Genomic DNA, 13,329 nt, shown 5'->3' on the forward strand with positions numbered 1-13,329 from the left:
ACGCGCAGGCTCCGACATTGACCGTCGAAGATATGTGCTTCTGACGCCCCGCGGCGAGATTCTTGGTGAGACTTCTCTCATCTCCCTCGCGACCTGCGCGAGGACGGCAGCGTCGGTGTCAGACGAAGAGATTCGCCCGCTCGAGGTCCTCGGCGAAGTCGACCTCGACGGCGTAGAGATCCGAGATGTCGAGGGGCTCGAGCAGCAGCCCGTTCTCGATGATGGCGAGCTCGAGACCGCGCTCGAAGTAGTCCTGGTCATCGACCCGGCCGAGCTGGTGGATCAGCGCCTTCTTGTCCCGGCTCGAGATGTAGTTGATGCCGACGGCCTCGCCGATTCCGCCTTTGACGGTCTTGGAGAGCTCGGCGATGTACCCCTCGGGGTCGACCGTGTACTTGACTTCTTCGTCGCTCACCTTGGCGGTGTTGACGGTCACGAACGACTGATCGCGCTCGATCAGGTCGATCGCGCGGCCCAGAACTCGAGGGTCGAAGACGACGTCCCCGTTCATCCACAGCACTCCGCCGCGGCCCGTGGCCTTGAGGGCGCGCAGCAGCGACTTCGAGGTGTTGGTCTGGTCGTATCGGTCGTTGTGCACGTAATCCGCGTCGGGGAAAGCGTCGACGATCGTCTCGGCGCGATAGCCGACGACCGTTGTGATGCGTGCCTCACGGCCGAACGCGGCATGGATGTTGTCGTGCTGCTGCTGCATGATGCTGCGGCCGTCGCTGAGCTCGGTGAGCGGCTTGGGCAGGCTGCGACCCAGTCGCGAGCCCATACCGGCTGCGAGGATGACGATCTGTCGAGTCATGATGCTCCTGGGAGTAGTCGCTGTGTTCACCATCGATTCATCGATGCGACACTCCGTTGTGCCGTCCCCATGGTAGCGAGAGCACCTGGGAAGACACAGGGCACGGCCCCGTCGTTGCCTTTTCGTGACCCATCGGCGCAGGGTTGCGACATGCGCGGTCGCGCCGCCGTGGGTGTCGGGGATGGTTGATACGTTGGACCGGTGACCGCCTCGACGCCAGCCCCGCGGGAACCGCTCGACGACGCCTCCGGCGATGCGGACCGCGAGGCGAGCCGCCCCGCGAATACTGAGGCTGCCGAGGGGCAGTCCAAGGTCGCCTCCTCGGGCGTCGAGGAGGCCGAGCAGAAGGCGACGACGCCCAAGCCGCGCGCGCCGCGGCCGCGTGCGCCACGCAAGACCGCGGCGCAGCGCGCGGCTGAGTCCTCGGCATCAGCATCCGAGAGCGCCGTGGAGCCTTCGGCACCACGTCCGACGACGAAGACGACGCCCACGAAAAAACGTCCGGCCACACGGCCCGCTGCTCGTTCGGCTGCAGGCGGCACGAAGCCCGGCGCCCAGAGGCCGGCGCCACCCGTGTCCGAGTCGAAAGTCGACGACTCCGCGCAATCGTCGGGGCAAGGCGTCCAGGGTCCCGAGATCGGCACGTTCGCAGCGCCAGGCCCGCCTCCGCCTCTTCCCGTAGCTCCGCCCGTGTTCGTGGTGCCGCCGCCGCCACCTCTGCCCCCGCGTCCCCCGTTGCCGGATCTGACGGACCCCGCGTCCGAGCCCGAGGACGATGCAGCGGAGCTCGAGGACGATGCAGCGGGACCCGAGGGCGAGACGGAGCCGCCTGTCGTCACGGCTTCGCCCGCGCAATCCGACGAGGCCGGCGCAGCGCAATCCGACGAGGCGTCGCCCGCGCATGCTGCGGCAGCGGAACCCGACGAGGCTGAGGCAGAGCCCGAGAGCCTCGACGCCCTCATCCCCGAAGCTCCGGAAACCTCCGCACTCCTGCTGCGCGGAGTCGGCAAGGTCTTCGGCGGCCTGCCCGCGGTCGACGGGCTCGATCTCGAGATCCCCGCCGGCTCCTTCTATGGGCTCGTCGGGCCGAACGGCGCAGGCAAGACCACGACGCTGTCGATGATGGCGGGCCTCCTGCGTCCCGACGCGGGCACCGTGTCGGTCTGCGGTGTGGATGCCGCGCGCGAACCGGTTCGTGCGAAGAAGATGATGGGGGTCCTGCCCGACAGGTTGCGCACCTTCGACCGACTGACCGGACGTCAGCTTCTCTACTACTACGGCGTGCTGCGCGGGCTCGCCCCCGCCGTCGTGCATCGCCGCATCGCGGATCTGGCACGGGCCTTCGACCTGACGGACTCGCTCGGGCGCACGGTCTCGGACTACTCGGCGGGCATGACGAAGAAGGTCATGCTCGCGGGTGCGCTCATCCATTCACCCCGCGTCCTCGTGCTCGATGAGCCTTTCGAAGCGGTCGATCCGGTCTCCTCCGAGGTGATCCTCGACATCCTGCGGGCGTACGTCGAGGGCGGCGGCACCGTCGTCCTCTCGAGCCACGGCATGGCGCTGGTCGAACGCGTCTGCGATCGCGTCGCCGTGATCGTCGGTGGTCGGCTGCTGGCGGAGGGTACGGTCGCCGAGGTGCGAGGCGAACTCACCCTGGAGCAGCGGTTCGTCGAGCTGTCGGGCGGTATCGACGACGCGGAAGGCCTGGAGTGGTTGCACACGTTCTCCGGCTGAGGCTCGCCCTGCTGCTGGGCGCCTTCCGCGGTGATCGCCGACACATCGTCCGGTCCGTGGCCGGCGTGTTTGTGGTCATCCTGCTCACGGCAGGGGGATGCTGGGGTCTCACCGTCACGGCCGAGCACTCGGTCGCGGATCTTCGGATCGTCCTCGTCGGCGGAGGCTTCTCGCTGTTTCTCGCCTTCCTCCTCGCGGGGGCTCTGACGGGAGTCGAGGATCCGCTGGATCCGCGACGGTTCGTCGTCTTCGGGCTGCGCGAGACGACGCTCACCGGGGCGCTCGTCCTCGCGGGGCTGCTCAGCCTGCCTGTCTTCGCGCTGGCCGCCCTCGCGGTCGCCGCGGTCGTCCTCGTCGTCGATGCGGGCGCCCCGGTGCCCGGCGTCGTCGCGGCAGCGCTGGTCGGCATCCTCACGTGCGCCCTGGCAGCGCGGGTGGGCTTCGCGTCCGTCGCGGTCCTCGCGCCGCGTCGGCGTCGGACGCTCCGGCGGGGGATCGCGCTGCTCGCTCTGCTCGCGGTCGCGATCCCGGCATCCATCGGCGTCGTCGCCGCCACAGGCTGGGGCGGTGCGCCGCTCACAGCGACGCTCGCGCATGTCACCGATGCGCTCGCGCTGGTGCCGGGAGGTGCGTCCTGGGCTGTGCTCGTGCCCGGCAGCGGGGAGGATGCGCTCGCGTGGACGGTCGCGATCGCCACTCTCGCAGGTCTCGGCGCGATCTTCTTCGCTCTCGCGATACGGCTGCAGCGCCACACGCCCGCGGCGTCCGCACAGCGCGACCGCGGGCGTCTCGGCTGGTTCGGGCTCATGCCGGGCACTCCCGGCGGTGCGATCGCCGCGCGCAGCATGCTGTACTGGCTGCACGACCGCCGCTATCTCACCAACGTCGTGATCGTGCCGATCGCGGCGGTCATCGTCGTCGTACCGCTCCTGGTCGCCGGCGTTCCTCTGGGCACCGCGATTCTGCTCCCCGTGCCGCTGATCGCCCTCTTCCTCGGCTGGCTGCCCCACGACGACGTCGCCTACGACTCCACGGCTGTCTGGATGCACGTCGCGGCGGGGGTACCGGGAGTGTCGGATCGAGTCGGAAGGCTGGCCCCGCTCCTGTTCGTCGGCACTCCCGTCCTGGCTGTCGCCGTCCCCCTCGCGGTCGCAGTCAACGGCGACTGGAGTCTTCTCCCAGCCCTGGCGGGCGTGTGCGCGGGCCTATTCTTCTCGGGGCTCGGACTCTCGAGCGTCTCATCGGTCATCGCGCCCTACGCCGTCACGCGACCCGGCGATTCCCCGTTCCGTCAGCCGCAGCGCACGGGATCGTCGGGTCTCATCGCACAGGCCGGCGTTTTCATCGGCGCCCTCGCGGCGTCCGCACCGGCCCTCTGGTTCGCCTGGCTCACCTTCACCGGATCCAACGAGCACGCGATGTGGGCGCTGCTGTCGGGTGTCGCTGCGGGGGCGGTCGTCCTGCTCGTAGGGGTGGGCATCGGATCGCTCATGTTCAGCCGACGCGGCGGGCGACTGCTGGAGTTCGCCGAAACCGCCTGACCCCGGTGGCCCGGGCACGACTAGACTGACGACCCATGAGCACGCCTCTCGACAGCCCCGACCAGGGCGGCATCGCCACCCTCGACCGCGAGCTCGAAGAGCTCATCCGCGAAGAGAGCGTCGAGCCCGGCGACCATGAGCGCTTCTCCCACTATGTGAAGAAGGAGAAGATCCTCGAGTCGGCGATCACGGGCAAGCCCGTGCGCGCCCTGTGCGGAAAAAAGTGGACGCCTGGCCGCGACCCGGAGAAGTTCCCTGTCTGCCCGTCGTGCAAAGAGATCTACGAGTCGCTGCAGACGTGAGCGTGACGCTCAGCGCTCGACGTACACCGTCGGAAGCTCCGGGTCCGATCGACTGAGCGCCAGGGCGCTCACCGGCAGCTCCGCGCGTACCGCCCTGTGGTGCACCCGCGCGCCCGCAGTGCCCGCTGCGCCCTCGTGGGACCCTTCGATCTCGCCGTCCACGACCAGCGGGACCTGCAGCGCCCGCGCGCCCGGGTGCGCGGATGCCTCGTCGAGGGATTCGAATCCGTCCGAAACGGTGATGAGTTCGCTGGTGGCGACTCCGTCCTCGAGCGTGCGGAACGCGGCCTTGCGGCCACCGCGGGAGGCCTTGTCCAGGGATGCCTTGGCCACCGGGACCCACCCGCCGACCGCATCCTGACGCGCGACGAGCTTGTAGACCATGCCGGCGGTCGGGTACCCGGACCCCGTGACCACCGAGGTGCCGACACCGTACGCATCGATCGGGGATGCTGCCAGGGCGGCGATCGCATACTCGTCGAGATCGCTCGTCACGGTGATGCGTGTGCCGGTCGCGCCGAGGGCGTCGAGCTGGGCGCGCACGGAGGCCGCGACGAGCGGCAGATCACCGGAGTCGATGCGGACGCCGCCGAGATCAGGGCCGGCGACGCGAATGGCGGTCTCGACGCCGCGGCCGATGTCGTAGGTATCCACCAGCAGCGTCGTGTCCGAACCGAGCGCCGCGATCTGTGATCGGAACGCCTGCTCCTCGGAGTCGTGCAGCAACGTCCAGGCGTGCGCGGCGGTACCCATCGTGGGAACGCCCCACCGGCGCCCCGCCTCGAGATTGCTCGTCGCGCCGAAGCCCGCGATGTACGCGGCTCGGGCTGCGGCAACGGCCGACTCCTCCGCGGCGCGCCGCGAACCCATCTCGGACAGCGGGCGGGCGCCCGCGGCGATGCTCATCCGCGCCGCGGCCGTCGCCACCGCGGAGTCATGGTTGAGCACGCTGAGGGCCAACGTCTCGAGCACGACCGCATCGGCGAAGGTTCCCTCGACCGTCAGCACCGGCGAGCCGGGGAAGTAGATCTCCCCCTCCCTGTATCCCGAGATGGAGCCGCGAAAGCGGTAGTCCTCGAGGAAGCGCACGGTGGCGGCATCCACCACGCCCTCATCGCGGAGGAATCGCAGCTCCGGCTCCGCGAAGCGGAAGGCCCGCAGCAGCCCGAGCAGCCGCCCCGTGCCCGCGACGACGCCGAAGCGGCGACCGCCCGAGAGCCTTCGGGCGAACAACTCGAACACGCAGCGGCGCTCGGCGGTGCCGTCACGCAGCGCGGCATCGAGCATCGTGAGCTCGTAACGGTCGGTGTACAGGGCGGCGCTGCGGGGCTCGGGTTCGACCATGCGCGTCACTCTACCGATGCACCGTCGGGGGAGTGCCGGAGCGGGATGGGTAGGCTGGGGGACCATGGATGACGCGCCGATCGGGATCTTCGACTCCGGGGTCGGCGGACTCACCGTGGCACGCGCGATCGGCGATCAGCTGCCCCGCGAATCGCTGGTCTACGTCGGCGACACGCTGCACTCGCCGTATGGGCCGAAGCCCATCGCGGACGTGCGGCGCTACTCGCTCGAGGTGCTGGATTCGCTCGTGGCGCAGGGCGTGAAGATGCTCGTGATCGCCTGCAACACAGCCTCGGCCGCCGTCCTGCGAGACGCGCGCGAACGCTACGACGTGCCGGTCGTGGAGGTCATCGGCCCCGCCGTGCGCACGGCGATGTCGTCGACCCGCAACGGCCGGGTCGGCGTGATCGGCACGGAGGGCACGATCGGGTCGGGTGTCTACCAGGACATGCTGGGCGTCAACGACGCGCTCACGGTGTTCACCCGGGCCTGCCCGCGCTTCGTCGAGTTCGTCGAGGCGGGGGTGACCGGCTCGCCCGAGGTCCTCGCCGTCGCGGAGGAGTACCTCGCACCCCTGCGCGCCGCCGACATCGACACCCTCGTCCTGGGCTGCACGCACTACCCGTTCCTCAAGGGAGCCATCGGCTACGTCATGGGCGACGGCGTATCGCTCGTATCGAGCGACACCGAGACAGCCAAGGACGTCTACCGCCAGCTCGTCACCCGCGACCTGCTGACGTCGGCGACCGAGCCCGGATCCCACGTCTACGAGGCCACCGGCGGCTCGCCCACGGCCTTCATCGACCTTGCCAACCGACTCATGGGCCGCGAGGTGCGCTCCGTGCAGCTCGTGCAGACCGGCGCCATCGACCTGCAGGACGCCCGCTCCGAACGAACACGAGGATGACATGACCGAAATCACCCGCGCCGACGGGCGCAGCGCCGATCAATTGCGACCCGTGACGATCGAACGCGGATGGAGCGCGCACGCCGAGGGTTCGGCCCTGATCAGCTTCGGCGGCACCAAGGTGCTCTGCACCGCGTCGTTCACGAACGGCGTACCCCGCTGGCTGACCGGCAAAGGAAAGGGCTGGGTCACTGCCGAGTACGCGATGCTGCCCCGGGCGACCAACAGCCGCAACGACCGCGAGAGCATCAAGGGCAAGATCGGCGGGCGCACCCACGAGATCTCCCGACTGATCGGGCGTGCCCTGCGCGCCGTGGTCGACACGAAGGCGCTCGGCGAGAACACCATCGTCATCGACTGCGACGTCCTGCAGGCTGACGGCGGTACGCGCACGGCGGCGATCACCGGCGCGTACGTCGCACTCGCCGACGCGATCGAGTGGGGGCGGGAGAAGAAGTTCATCGCGCAGCGCTCGCAGGTGCTGCGCGACTCCGTCGCGGCGATATCGGTCGGGATCATCGACGGTGAGCCGATGCTCGACCTCGCCTACGTCGAGGATGTGCGCGCCGAAACGGACATGAACGTGGTGGTCACGGGTCGTGGCCTGTTCGTCGAGGTGCAGGGCACCGCCGAGGGCGCGCCGTTCGACAAGCGCGAGCTCGACGCCCTTCTCGAGCTCGGCGTCTCGGGGTGCGACGCGCTGCGGGTCCAGCAGCTCGCGGCGCTCCAGCCCGCCGCGGCGGAGTGAGCGCCGTGCCGAGGCGGGTCGTCCTCGCCACCCACAACCCGCACAAGGTCGCGGAGTTCGCGGCGATCGTCGCGGCGACCCGCCCCGACATCGAGGTGGTCGGGTACGAGGGCCCTGAGCCCGTCGAAGACGGCGTGAGCTTCGCCGAGAACGCCCTGATCAAGGCGAGGGCAGCGGTCGCTCACACCGGCCTGCCCGCCTTGGCGGACGACTCCGGCATCTGCGTCGACGTCCTCGGGGGCGCTCCCGGCATCTTCTCCGCCTACTGGGCGGGGCACGCAAAGGATGCCGCGGCCAACCTCGCGCTGCTGCTCGATCAGCTCTCGGACATCTCCGATCCGCATCGCACGGCACAGTTCGTCTCGACGATCGCCTTGGCGATCCCGACGGGCGCATCCACGGGGGAAGCCGTCGAGCACGTCGTCGAGGGGCGCTGGCCCGGGCGCCTCGCCACCGCCCCCGGCGGCGCGGGAGGGTTCGGGTACGATCCGATCTTCATTCCTGATGGACAGCATCCCGGGCCGGCCCGCACGGCGGGCGAGCTCACACCGGCCGAGAAGAACGCGCAGTCGCACCGTGCGCGCGCCTTCGCGGAGCTCGCGCCCCTGCTCGCCGCGCTGTAGGCGCCGCGCCGCGCCGCACTCGGACGCACACCGTGGGGATGAGAACCGGACTCATTCCCGACTTCGCGACACGGCGGTATCCGCGCGCGCCACGCGCCTAGCCTGATCTCATGCACGATCACGCACCGGCCGGAGGAGGCATCCGCAGCGCCTCGAGCAGGCGACTACTCGCGCTGTCACTCACGATCACGGCGAGCGTGATGGTCGTACAGATCGTCGGCGGCGTACTGAGCGGCTCCCTCGCCCTGTTGGCCGACGCGGCGCACATGTTCACGGACACGGCCGCGCTCGTCATCGCCCTGGCCGCGAACGTGGTCGCGGCGCGCCCGGCGAACGAGCGGAACACCTACGGGTACCAGCGCGCGGAGGTCTTCGGGGCTCTGCTGAACGCTGCCGTGCTGATCGTCCTGTCCGTGTGGATCGCGGTCGAGGGCGTCGGGCGTCTGCTGGTTCCCGCGGAGGTGGACGTGGAGGGCGGTGTGATGCTGGTGGTCGCCGTCGTCGGTCTCGTGGCGAACGCCGTCGCCCTGTGGCTGCTGAGCCGCGCGCAGCGGTCGAGCATCAATGTGCGGGGTGCGTACCTGGAGGTGCTCGGAGATCTGCTCGGCTCAGCGGCCGTCATCGCCGCAGCCATCGTGATCCTCCTGACGGGGTGGCTCCCGGCCGACGCGATCGCGTCGCTGCTCATCGCGGCGATGATCGTGCCCCGTGCGATCGGCCTGCTGCGCGAGGTCTTCTCCGTGCTGGCGGAGTCGGCGCCGAAGGGCACGCAGATCGCCGAGATCCGCGATCACATCCTGGGTGCGCCGGAAGTGGCGGACGTGCACGACATCCACGTCTGGCAGCTCACACGCGGTGCACCCGTCTTCACCGCCCACGTCGTCGTCGAACCCGAGGTGCTCGAGCGCGGCGGAGCGGCAGAGCTGCTGGCGAGTCTGCAGGGGTGCCTGGCCGATCACTTCGACGTCGAGCACTCGACGTTCCAGATCGAGCCTGCGGGTCACTCCGACCGCGATGCCGCCACCCACGCCTGACGTCGGGACTCTGCCGAGATCCTCTTCTCACGCCGAGTCGACCGCGAGTCAGTCCTCTCGCACAACGTCGGCGGGGGTCTTGTCGGGGCGGAGGCCCCGCCAGCGCGCATGACGCAGCGAGCCATCCCGGGTCCACTCGGCGAACTCCACCTCAGCAACGAGTTCCGGCCGTACCCATAGCGCATCCGAGGCATCGGCCGACGGGATATCGACGAACGGGTTCGTCTCCGTGCGTAGCGGTGTCAGCGCCTGGGCGAGTCGCGCGAGGGTGGCATCGCTGAACCCCGTTCCGACACGCCCCGCATACTGCAGCCCATCCGGACCCGGCACACCGAGCAGGAGCGACCCGATCGAACCGTTCCGGCCACCACGCCCCGGCCTGATGGCGCCGATGACGACCTCCTGCGTTCGCGTGAGCTTGACCTTGAGCCACGACTCGGTGCGGATGCCGCGGCGATACGTCGACTCGGGGTCCTTCACCATCACGCCCTCCAGGCCGAACTCGCGAGCCGTCGCGAGGGCGGCGTCCAGATCGTCGAAGACGGGCGGCGCGGACAGGGGAGGTCGGGCATCCGCCACGACACGTTCGAGCAGCGCCCGACGCTGGTGCAGGGGGAGGGCCCCGACATCCACTCCGTCGTGCTCGATGAGGTCGAACACGTAATACGTGACCGGAGTGCGCCGGGCCTCGGCGGCGATGTCCTGAGCCTTCTCCAGATTCATGCGGCGCTGTAGAAGCGAGAAGCTGGGTCGACCGGTCTCGTCAAGCGCGACGAGCTCGCCGTCGAGCACCGCGGCCTCGGAGGGAAGCCCGAGCGACTCGTCCGTGAGTTCGGGGTAGCGGGCGGTGATGTCGGTGCCACGGCGACCGATGAGTCGGAGCCTCTCACCGTCCCAGACCCCGAGGGCGCGGATGCCGTCCCATTTGAATTCGACCCACGGGTCCGCGCCGGCGCGTGCCGACCAGCGCCGGATCGCCCCGGCGGCGAGGCCGGGCGCAGAGCCCGTCGCGAGGGTCGGGCGGAGGCGCTCGGCGGGCGGTGCGTCGTCGTCCGCATCGGCGAGCGCGATGACGGGGGCCTCTTCGGGCTGCGGCGCACCGGAGGCATCCGTCTTCATCCGATGCAACAGCCACGTCGATCTCTCGCCCCCGCCGTCCGTGCGGATGAGCGCGAGGCGCACCGTCCCGAGCGGTCCTGCCGGTCGCCCCTTCAGGGTGAAGATGATCTCGTCATCGCGCCACTTCTCGAGGTCGTAGCGGCCGTCGTCCCAGATCGTCATCGACCCCGCACCGTATTCGCCCGCGGGGATCGTGCCCTCGAACTCGAGGTACTCGATCGGGTGGTCTTCGGTCTGCACGGCGAGGTTGTTGCGGGCAACTGTCGGGGGCACGCCCCGGGGTACGGCCCAACTCGCCAGCACGCCGTCGCGCTCAAGGCGCAGGTCCCAGTGCAGGCGGCTCGCGTGATGCTCCTGGATGACGAAGCGCGGGCGGTCGCCGGATGCCTCGGAGGCGCCGAGCGCGTTGGAGGGCACCGGCTCCGGGGTCCGTCTCGCGTCGCGCTTGGCGATATACACGGCGAGCGGTCCGTCATCGGCGGCGCGCCCACCGGCGTGGAACCCGAGATCTGCGAGCGGGTCGCGCTGCGCTTCGACGCGTTCGAGGACCGCGGCGACGTCGAGGTGCGCGAGGTCGGGATCGTCGAGTTCGTCCCAGGTGCGGGGCGCCGCGACCGTCGGGTGCGGGCGTCCGCGCAGCGAGTAGGGTGCGATCGTCGTCTTCGCGCCGTTGTTCTGACTCCAGTCGATGAACACCTTGCCCGGGCGTGCGGCCTTGCTCATCGCGCTGACAACGAGGTCCGGATGATCCGCCTCGACCGCGCGCGCGAGTTCCTTCGCGAACGCCGAGATCTGCTCGCTCGTCTGGGTCTGGTCCAGTGCGGCGTAGAGGTGGATGCCCTTGCTGCCGCTCGTGACCGGGTGCGCGTCCCAGCCCATGCCGCTGAGAATCTCGCGACACCATCGTGCCACCGCGGCGCATTCGGCAAGCCCGACGCCCGGGCCGGGGTCGAGGTCGAGCACGAGACGGTCGGGGTTGCCGCGGCCGCCCTCCGGCGTGAACCGCCATTGGGGCACGTGCAGTTCGAGGCTGGCGACCTGCGCGAGGTAGACGAGCGTGGCCACGTCCCCGACGAGCGGATAGTCCTTGGCGCCGCCCGAGTGCTCGATCGGGGTGCGCCGAACCCAGTCGGGCGCGCCGGGCTCGAGATCCTTCGCGAAGAACGAGGACTCGGGATGCTCCGCCGTGCCCACGCCATCCGGCCATCGCTTGCGGGTCACCGGCCGGCCGGTCACGTGGGGGATCAGGAACGGCGCGATGCGTGTGTAATACGCGATCACCTCGCCCTTGGTCGTGCCCGTGGCGGGATAGAGGACCTTGTCGAGGTTCGACACGCGCAGTCGCCGCCCCGCGACGCGCACGACCTGCTCTCCCGCCATCCGTTCAGGGTAGCCGGATGCCCCGAGTCGACGTCCGTCCGCCGTCGAGCGCTGGCATCCTCGGGCGGCGGGGGTGTCTACTGGTCACATGAGAGCGATCTGGAAGGGTGCCGTCGCGTTCGGCCTCGTCAACGTGCCGGTCAAGGTGTATGCGGCGACCGAGGACCACGACGTGTCCCTGCACCAGGTGCACAACACCGACGGCGGCCGGATTCGTTATCAGCGCATCTGCGAGATCGACGGCGAGGTGGTGTCGTACTCGGATATCGACCGCGCCTTCGACGACGGCGAGCGCACCGTCGTGCTCACGAAGGAGGATCTCGCCTCGCTGCCGTCGGAGCGCAGCCGCGAGATCGAGGTCGTGGAGTTCGTGCCTTCGGAGCAGGTCGACGCGATCACTTTCGACAAGTCCTACTACCTCGAGCCCGATTCCATGTCCCCCAAGGCATACGTTCTGCTCCGCAAGACACTCGAGCGGACGGATCGCACGGCGATCGTGCGATTCTCCCTGCGGCAGAAGACGCGGCTCGCGGCATTGCGGGTGCGCGGGGACGTGCTCGTTCTGCAGACGCTCCTCTGGGCGGATGAGGTCCGCGACGTGTCGTTTCCCGCTCTCGATGAGCCGGTGAAGATCTCGGCGAAGGAGCTGGAGCTCTCATCCAGCCTCGTGGAGAGCTTCTCGAGCGACTTCGACCCCGGCGAGTTCGTCGACGAGTATCAGGCGGAGCTGCGCACGCTGATCGAGGCCAAGCTCGAGAAGGGCGAAGCGCTCGACACCTCCGAGACGTTCGGCGAGGAGGCCGATGAGGGCGGCGGGGAGGTCATCGATCTGATGGAGGCGCTGAGGGCGAGCGTGGAGCGCTCGCGCGCGGCGCGATCCGGCGCGAAGGACCCCGGTGAAGACACGTCCGAAGCGAAGCCGAAGAAGAAGTCGGCCAAGAAGGCGTCCTAGCGCGGGGCGGCGCCCGTGGTGCCGGTCGTGCCGGGAGCCTCGCCATCGGGTGTCTGGTCGAAGACCTCGGGATCGAGGACGAGCTCGCGCGCCTCGCCCGCGTCGGTCGTGACGTCCTCGCCGGCCGCTGCCGCCGTGCGCGCCTTGCTGCGCTCACGCAGGTAGTGCCACAGGGTGACGAGCGCGGTGCCGCCGACCGCGATGAGGAGGATCACGTCGATGTACTCGGTGACGATGTCGCGCACCCAGGGGATGAACCCGATCACATAGCCGAACATCGTCAGTCCGAAGCCCCAGAGCACGGCGCCGATCAGGTTGTACAGCGTGTACTTGCCCTTGTGCATGTGACCGACGCCGGCCGCGACGGGGGCGAAGGTGCGCACGATCGGGACGAATCGGGCGAGGATGATCGTCAGCCCGCCGAAGCGCTCGAAGAATGCATTGGTGCGTTCGACGTTCTTGACGCTGAACAGGCCCGACTCCTTGCGCTCGAACACGGCCGGCCCCGCTTTGTGACCGATCAGGTATCCGACCTCACCGCCGACGAACGCGGAGAGCCCGATCAGGAGCGCGACCCACCACACGCTGATGCCGAAGACGCCGTTCGGCGCGATCGCCGTGGAGTGGGAGAGCAGGCCCGCGATGATCAGGAGCGTGTCGCCGGGCAGCAGGAAGCCGACCAGCAGGCCGGTCTCAGCGAAGACGATGAAGCACACGACCACCAGCGCCCATGGTCCCGCCCATTCGATGATCGCGGCGGGATCAAGCCAGGGGATGAGAGCTGCCGGCTGCACGTGGTGTTCCCGTCGTTCGTGGGCGGGGGAGGGATGC

The 13,329-nt window shown here is 69.6% G+C and carries 12 protein-coding genes; 8 read left to right on the forward strand and 4 right to left on the reverse strand.

Translation table 11 applies throughout. The features are described 5' to 3' along the window. Positions 1-118 precede the first annotated feature (118 nt). Entirely contained in the window at positions 119-811 is a 693-nt protein-coding gene (locus AB2L57_RS11145) for an NTP transferase domain-containing protein (RefSeq protein ID WP_409047108.1), read from the reverse strand. Between the two features lie 735 nt (positions 812-1,546). On the opposite strand from AB2L57_RS11145, the gene AB2L57_RS11150 reads away from it, so the two are divergent. From AB2L57_RS11150 to AB2L57_RS11160, 3 genes are read left to right on the forward strand one after another with little or no spacing between them, the layout of a single operon-like run. Further along, complete coding sequence (locus AB2L57_RS11150; protein ID WP_409047109.1) at positions 1,547-2,548, forward strand: ABC transporter ATP-binding protein; 1,002 nt, start codon at positions 1,547-1,549, stop codon at positions 2,546-2,548. Then, positions 2,524-4,089, forward strand: a complete 1,566-nt coding sequence (locus AB2L57_RS11155; RefSeq protein WP_409047110.1) for a hypothetical protein — start codon at positions 2,524-2,526, stop codon at positions 4,087-4,089. Before AB2L57_RS11150 ends, AB2L57_RS11155 begins: the two co-directional genes overlap by 25 nt. A 35-nt stretch (positions 4,090-4,124) precedes the next feature. Then, the gene (locus AB2L57_RS11160; RefSeq protein ID WP_292811136.1) at positions 4,125-4,391 is read left to right on the forward strand and encodes a DUF3039 domain-containing protein; all 267 of its coding nucleotides are present in this window, start codon (positions 4,125-4,127) and stop codon (positions 4,389-4,391) included. A 9-nt stretch (positions 4,392-4,400) separates the two neighbouring features. On the opposite strand, the gene AB2L57_RS11165 is transcribed toward AB2L57_RS11160, so the two are convergent. Then, entirely contained in the window at positions 4,401-5,735 is a 1,335-nt protein-coding gene (locus AB2L57_RS11165; RefSeq protein WP_292811134.1) for a nicotinate phosphoribosyltransferase, read from the reverse strand. 64 nt (positions 5,736-5,799) lie between these two features. Here AB2L57_RS11165 and murI point away from each other — a divergent pair, with 64 nt between their 5' ends. The 4 genes from murI (at position 5,800) to AB2L57_RS11185 (ending at position 9,047) form a co-directional block, all read left to right on the forward strand. After that, positions 5,800-6,642 (forward strand): glutamate racemase, encoded by an 843-nt coding sequence (murI, locus tag AB2L57_RS11170; RefSeq protein ID WP_409047111.1) that lies wholly within the window; start codon positions 5,800-5,802, stop codon positions 6,640-6,642. Position 6,643: 1 nt separating this feature from the next. Continuing rightward, positions 6,644-7,390: a ribonuclease PH gene (gene rph / locus AB2L57_RS11175; protein WP_409047112.1), complete on the forward strand. Its 747-nt coding sequence runs from the start codon at positions 6,644-6,646 to the stop codon at positions 7,388-7,390. A 5-nt stretch (positions 7,391-7,395) separates the two neighbouring features. Further along, positions 7,396-8,013 carry an RdgB/HAM1 family non-canonical purine NTP pyrophosphatase gene (gene rdgB, locus AB2L57_RS11180; RefSeq protein WP_409047113.1) on the forward strand — a complete coding sequence of 206 codons (618 nt, stop codon included), beginning with the start codon at positions 7,396-7,398 and terminating at the stop codon, positions 8,011-8,013. 110 nt (positions 8,014-8,123) lie between these two features. After that, entirely contained in the window at positions 8,124-9,047 is a 924-nt protein-coding gene (locus AB2L57_RS11185) for a cation diffusion facilitator family transporter (protein ID WP_292811127.1), read from the forward strand. 48 nt (positions 9,048-9,095) lie between these two features. On the opposite strand, the gene AB2L57_RS11190 is transcribed toward AB2L57_RS11185, so the two are convergent. Then, positions 9,096-11,546, reverse strand: a complete 2,451-nt coding sequence (locus tag AB2L57_RS11190; RefSeq protein ID WP_409047114.1) for an ATP-dependent DNA ligase — start codon at positions 11,544-11,546, stop codon at positions 9,096-9,098. An 88-nt stretch (positions 11,547-11,634) separates the two neighbouring features. Here AB2L57_RS11190 and AB2L57_RS11195 point away from each other — a divergent pair, with 88 nt between their 5' ends. Then, positions 11,635-12,498, forward strand: coding sequence for a Ku protein (locus AB2L57_RS11195; protein WP_409047115.1), 864 nt, complete (start codon positions 11,635-11,637; stop codon positions 12,496-12,498). Here the strand turns inward: AB2L57_RS11195 and AB2L57_RS11200 are convergent. Continuing rightward, on the reverse strand, positions 12,495-13,292 hold the full coding sequence (locus tag AB2L57_RS11200) for a DedA family protein (RefSeq protein ID WP_409047116.1): 798 nt from the start codon (positions 13,290-13,292) through the stop codon (positions 12,495-12,497). The genes AB2L57_RS11195 and AB2L57_RS11200 overlap by 4 nt on opposite strands. Positions 13,293-13,329 lie beyond the last annotated feature (37 nt).

The organism is Microbacterium sp. HA-8 (genome assembly GCF_046111165.1).
Classification (GTDB): domain Bacteria; phylum Actinomycetota; class Actinomycetes; order Actinomycetales; family Microbacteriaceae; genus Microbacterium.

Bases quoted from the DNA above. Each gene is read 5' to 3' on its own strand.
- AB2L57_RS11160 (WP_292811136.1), top strand. From the start codon at position 4,125: ATGAGCACGCCTCTCGACAGCCCCGACCAGGGCGGCATCGCCACCCTC.
- murI (WP_409047111.1), top strand. From the start codon at position 5,800: ATGGATGACGCGCCGATCGGGATCTTCGACTCCGGGGTCGGCGGACTC.
- AB2L57_RS11145 (WP_409047108.1), bottom strand. From the start codon at position 811: ATGACTCGACAGATCGTCATCCTCGCAGCCGGTATGGGCTCGCGACTG.
- AB2L57_RS11165 (WP_292811134.1), bottom strand. From the start codon at position 5,735: ATGGTCGAACCCGAGCCCCGCAGCGCCGCCCTGTACACCGACCGTTAC.
- rph (WP_409047112.1), top strand. From the start codon at position 6,644: ATGACCGAAATCACCCGCGCCGACGGGCGCAGCGCCGATCAATTGCGA.
- AB2L57_RS11195 (WP_409047115.1), top strand. From the start codon at position 11,635: ATGAGAGCGATCTGGAAGGGTGCCGTCGCGTTCGGCCTCGTCAACGTG.
- AB2L57_RS11185 (WP_292811127.1), top strand. From the start codon at position 8,124: ATGCACGATCACGCACCGGCCGGAGGAGGCATCCGCAGCGCCTCGAGC.
- AB2L57_RS11190 (WP_409047114.1), bottom strand. From the start codon at position 11,546: ATGGCGGGAGAGCAGGTCGTGCGCGTCGCGGGGCGGCGACTGCGCGTG.